The organism is Candidatus Aminicenantes bacterium, from assembly GCA_011049425.1.
Classification (GTDB): Bacteria; Acidobacteriota; Aminicenantia; order UBA2199; family UBA2199; genus UBA876.
This window is the reverse complement of record DSBM01000093.1, coordinates 1-4,661: the sequence shown is the minus strand read 5'-3', so window position 1 is coordinate 4,661 and position 4,661 is coordinate 1. Positions and strand designations below refer to the sequence as shown.

At 57.4% G+C, this 4,661-nt stretch carries 6 protein-coding genes; 5 read left to right on the top strand and 1 reads right to left on the bottom strand.

Features of this window, described 5'->3' with window-relative positions:
* The first annotated feature begins 360 nt into the window (after positions 1-360).
* Genes ENN40_06135 through ENN40_06120 form a run of 4 tightly spaced genes read left to right on the top strand, consistent with a single transcriptional unit; the run spans position 361 to position 2,895 of the window.
* Positions 361-945, top strand: a complete 585-nt coding sequence (locus ENN40_06135; GenBank protein HDP94922.1) for a sigma-70 family RNA polymerase sigma factor — start codon at positions 361-363, stop codon at positions 943-945.
* Entirely contained in the window at positions 942-1,691 is a 750-nt protein-coding gene (locus ENN40_06130; protein HDP94921.1) for a hypothetical protein, read from the top strand. The genes ENN40_06135 and ENN40_06130 overlap by 4 nt, the downstream gene beginning before the upstream one ends.
* A 1-nt stretch (position 1,692) precedes the next feature.
* Positions 1,693-2,517, top strand: coding sequence for a tetratricopeptide repeat protein (locus ENN40_06125; protein HDP94920.1), 825 nt, complete (start codon positions 1,693-1,695; stop codon positions 2,515-2,517).
* Positions 2,518-2,559: 42 nt separating this feature from the next.
* On the top strand, positions 2,560-2,895 hold the full coding sequence (locus ENN40_06120; protein HDP94919.1) for a hypothetical protein: 336 nt from the start codon (positions 2,560-2,562) through the stop codon (positions 2,893-2,895).
* A 28-nt stretch (positions 2,896-2,923) separates the two neighbouring features.
* On the opposite strand, the gene ENN40_06115 is transcribed toward ENN40_06120, so the two are convergent.
* Positions 2,924-3,136, bottom strand: coding sequence for a hypothetical protein (locus tag ENN40_06115; protein ID HDP94918.1), 213 nt, complete (start codon positions 3,134-3,136; stop codon positions 2,924-2,926).
* Between the two features lie 201 nt (positions 3,137-3,337).
* Between ENN40_06115 and sat the strand changes: the two genes are divergently transcribed.
* On the top strand, positions 3,338-4,534 hold the full coding sequence (gene sat / locus ENN40_06110) for a sulfate adenylyltransferase (GenBank protein HDP94917.1): 1,197 nt from the start codon (positions 3,338-3,340) through the stop codon (positions 4,532-4,534).
* The last annotated feature ends 127 nt before the right edge of the window (positions 4,535-4,661 follow it).

Sequence of the window (4,661 nt, the reverse complement as noted above, 5' to 3'; positions counted from 1 at the left end):
TTCCGGGGACCCATGGTCTGAGACAGAATGGTCGGCTGAGGGGTACTCCCCGAAGACGAAAGCCGGCCTCGGAAACATCCCGAACATCCGCCATGGCCATCTTAAGCCGTCGAAGAACACCGAAGTGGTGAGCGGTGACCTGTGCCCTCTGGGTATTTATGCCCGAAAGGGTACTCTTAAAAAGCCTTTCCCTTTTTAAACCAGAGTGACGTGCAAACCCACACAAAATGGAAGAGAACCCAACTTTTCAACTTTTCCCTTTGTAAACCTTTTTCCACCAAGAAGTGTTTTATAAGTGTATGAACCCCGGGGTGATTGACCCCGGGGAATAACGGGAAACAAGACGTGGATAAAGAGGAAATGAACACCTTACCCCAATCCGAAAGCCAACGAGACGAAACAGGGGATCTGCTGGCACGCTCTCAAAAGGGGGATGCCCAGGCGTTTGAATCCCTGGTACGCCTGTTGCAGCCCATGGTGTTCCAGGTCGCGCTGGGGTTTTTCCGTGATCATGACGACGCCATGGAAGTGCTGCAGGACACCTTCCTGCGGGTCTACCGCAATCTGCACAAGGTGGACCACGCCGTGGGCCTTCGCGGATGGGTTTTCCGCATTGCCACCAATATCGCCATCGATCACTACCGGGCGCGGCGGAAACGCGGGGAACGGGAACGCAAGCTGACCCTGATTCAGAGTGGAATAACGGATCCGGCTCACAATCCGGAAGAACGAAGCGAACAGGAGGATCGCGTGAAACGCTTGCAGGCGGCGGTGGATCAATTGTCCACGCGTGAACGATCCGTGTTTGTCTTGAAACATGTCAACCACCTGAAAATGAAAGAGATCGCCGCCATATTGGATATCTCCCTGGGAACGGTAAAGTCCACCTATTTCCGGGCGGTCAACCATCTGCGCCGCGAGGTTGCGGCAGGAGGCGAGGCATGAAACGGAACGAATGTGAACGCATACGGCGGGAAATGGTATTGTGGTTGTCCGGAGAGAGCGACGGCATGGGTGTGGCACAGCATGTGGAAAGATGCCGGGCCTGTGCCCGTTACCTGGAGCAACTCCAAGCCCTGATGGGACAAATCGATATCCGCGAGCGCGAAATCGGCGCATCGTTGAAGGGCGTGGATTGGGAGGGCCTGGCCAAACAGGTGACCCGCCATGCCATGCAGCCGCAGGCCGTAAGCGAAACAAAGCGCCGGCGCCTGCCCCTGGCCGCGGTCCTGTTCGGGCTGGGACTGCTGACGGGATTCCTGGTTTTTCGTCATGGGAGTTACATCCCGGACGGTTCGCCGGCGGCCCGGCAGTTGTCCGACAGCATCCGCCTGGTGGAGACCGCCAAGGATCAACGGGAAATCGTTGATTTCCTGGGTCGCGTGCGCCTGTTGTTGACTGAACTCATGCACGTCCCGGATACGGAGAGGGAACGTGAAGTGCTGGCCGGCGCCGCGGCGCGTTTGCTGAGAGAGTACCGCTACCTGGGTCAGAACCTGACCCAGAGCCGGATCCAGGAAGCCCGGGGTGTGATGGAGCGGTTATCCTGGGTGCTCACGGAGCTATCCTATGACTTACCACCCAGCCGGGAACGGGTGGTTGCGGTAAAGCGCATGGTGGAGCGGGAACGCCTGCTTTTCAAAGTAAGGCTGATTGAGCGGGAACTGGAATCTCCCGCACGCGAGGTGTAAGATGAAACGAAGTTTAACGGCGATATTGCTGGCCCTGTTGCTGGGAGCCGCGGTTTCAGCCACCGTTTCCCCAGAAGATGTCTCGATGGAGCGCGCCAAGATCCTGCTGTTTGACAAGCAGTGGCGCCGGGCCCTGGCTGAAATCGACCGGGTACTGGAAACCCACCCCGATTTCGCCCCGGCCCTATATTACCGGGCACGTTGCCTGGCTGAATTGGGCCGGAAAAAAGAAGCCCTGACGGGGTACAAGCGTTTCCTGGAAATGAACGGTTCCGAAACTTTGCGCGAAGAAGCGCGCATATCGATGATCGACCTGGCTTTTTCCCTGCATTCAGGGGGCATGAAGGGATACCTGCAGACCATCCTCGACTTCCTTGATTCCCCCAGGCAAACCGTGCGCTTTTACGCGGCCCTGAAGTTGAGTTACCTGGATGAAAAGAAAACGGCCGCAAAGGCCGTTCCCGTGCTCAAGCGCGTGGCAAAAAAGAGGTCTGATCCGGACCTGGCGGACCGGGCCAAGATCGCCCTGTTGCGCATCGACCCGCGGCATTTAGAAGACTCTCCTTCAGATGTAAACGGTATGGACAATGCCATGTTGCGGATCGAGGTGGTGAACCACCGCACCGGCAAGCCTTCCCTAACAATCCGTATCCCGTTCATGCTGGCCCGCCTGGCCCTGGAAGCGCTGCCGGAGGCGGAACGCAAGGCTCTGCAATCGCGGGGGTATTCCCTGGATCGCATCATTCAAACCCTGAGCAGCAGCCGGGAAATCATCCGCCTGGAAACCGAAGACGAGGAAGTTCGCATCTGGGTGGACCACAAGTGAATTCCCGGGGTTTCCCCGGACTCGATCACATTGGAGGTAGATATGCAACGCAAGATCCGGGTAATGATGTTGGCGGCAGTCCTTCTGGCCGGGCCGCCGGCGGGATCGTTAACCGCCGCGTCCAAAACCGACAAGGATAACCGCGTGATCAAGTTGCTGGTGGTGGACAAGGCCAGCGGCAAAGAAGAAGTCAAATTGACATTCCCCGCTGCCTTACTGGAATGGGCCGCCGAATGCTGCAAAGATGAAAAGATCCAGCTGATGGGAGATTGCCGTATTTCCCTGATGCAATTGCTGGACATGCTGCAGAAAAGCGGCAATCAGACTTTGCTGGAAGTGGACGAAGAGAAAAAGCGGATCAAGATCTGGTTTGAGTAAGCGGCAAAGAGAGCGGGAAAGGGAAGCTTCAGCGGCCTGCCGGGTGCCTCCGGTTCTGCCGCCGCTTCTCCTTTCCCGCCTCTCCCTTAACAAACGATCCCCGCGGATCACTCCCCAGGCGCGTCGTCCCGGAATCGAGTGGTCCGGTGGGACCCGTCACAATATGGTTGTTTGCGCAAACGGGCGTGGTGCGGGTGCATCGGATCACGGCATTGTCATTATCCTTGATTTTCTTGCTCATTTCAGTTTTCCTGATTTTTACACATGTTAGGCTCTACATGTCCGACTGTCAAGGTCAGCTTGACATGAACCGGGATTGGGGTATACTGACACATTCCCCCCGCGCGTTTTACCGCTTTTTGTGTTGCGAAAACCCGGTCAGCGGATTCGCGCCCCGGCTTTTTTACCAAGAGCCATTCGTTGGGATCAAAGGAGGCAAAAGATGGTTAAACCCCATGGATCAGACCAACTCAATCCCCTCTATGTCCGCGATGATGCGCAACGAGAGAAACTGGAGCGGGAAGCCGCATCTTTGCCCGCCGTTACTGTGAGTTCCGCTGCCGCGGCCAACGCCGTGATGCTGGGCAGCGGTTATTTTACGCCCCTGGATGGATACATGAACCGTGAAGACGCCATGCAGGTGGCGCGCAGGATGCAAACCCGTGACGGCCTGTTCTGGCCCGTGCCCGCCCTGAACATGGTGGCGGATCCGGGAACCATTGAGGCGGGAGACCGCATCGCGCTCAGGGATCCCAATGTCGCGAATGAACCTGTGCTGGCCGTACAGACCGTTCACGCCGTGGAACGCCTCAGTTCCGAGGACAAGCGGGAGATTGCGCAAAAGGTGTTTCGCACCATCGACCCCGAACATCCCGGAGTGTCGGCCTTCATGGCCCAGGGTGATTACCTTGTCTCCGGCCCCATCCAGGTATTGAACTTCTCTTATTTCGCCACCGATTTTCCGGAAACCTTCCGCACCGCCTGGCAGATCCGCGAAGAGATTGACAAATTGGGGTGGAAAACCGTGGTGGCCTTTCAGACCCGTAACCCCATGCACCGCGCCCACGAGGAATTGTGCCGCATGGCCAGGGAAGCGGTCAATGCCGACGGCATCCTGATTCACATGCTGCTGGGCAAATTAAAGAAAGGTGATATGCCCGCGGAGGTGCGCGACGCCGCCATCCGCAAAATGGTGGAGCTTTATTTCCCCCCGAATACAGTTCTGATTACCGGCTACGGTTTTGACATGCTGTACGCCGGGCCACGCGAAGCGGTGTTGCATGCCATCTTTCGCCAGAACTGCGGCTGCACCCACCTGATCGTGGGCCGTGACCATGCCGGCTGCGGCAGTTACTACGGGCCGTTCGATGCCCAGGCCATTTTCGACGAGGACGTGCCGGAGGGGGCCCTGGAAATAAAGATCTTCAAGGCGGATCATACGGCCTGGTCGCGCAAACTCAACCGGGTGGTGATGATGGGCCAACACCCGGATCACACCAGGGAAGACTGGGTCTTTCTCAGCGGTACCAAGGTGCGGGAAATGCTTTCCCGCGGCGAAAGCCTGCCCGTGGAGTTCAGCCGCCCCGAAGTGGCCGCCATCCTGGGTGAGTATTATCGCTCCGTGGGAGATGGTTCCTGATCATTTAACCTGCATTTCTCACAACGATCTGCTGCAATGGCGGATATGGCCGCATTGACGGCGTTATGCTCGGTCATTCTTCTCAGCCATAGCGCTGCTATGCCTTCGAATAATGCCTGTCGCATGC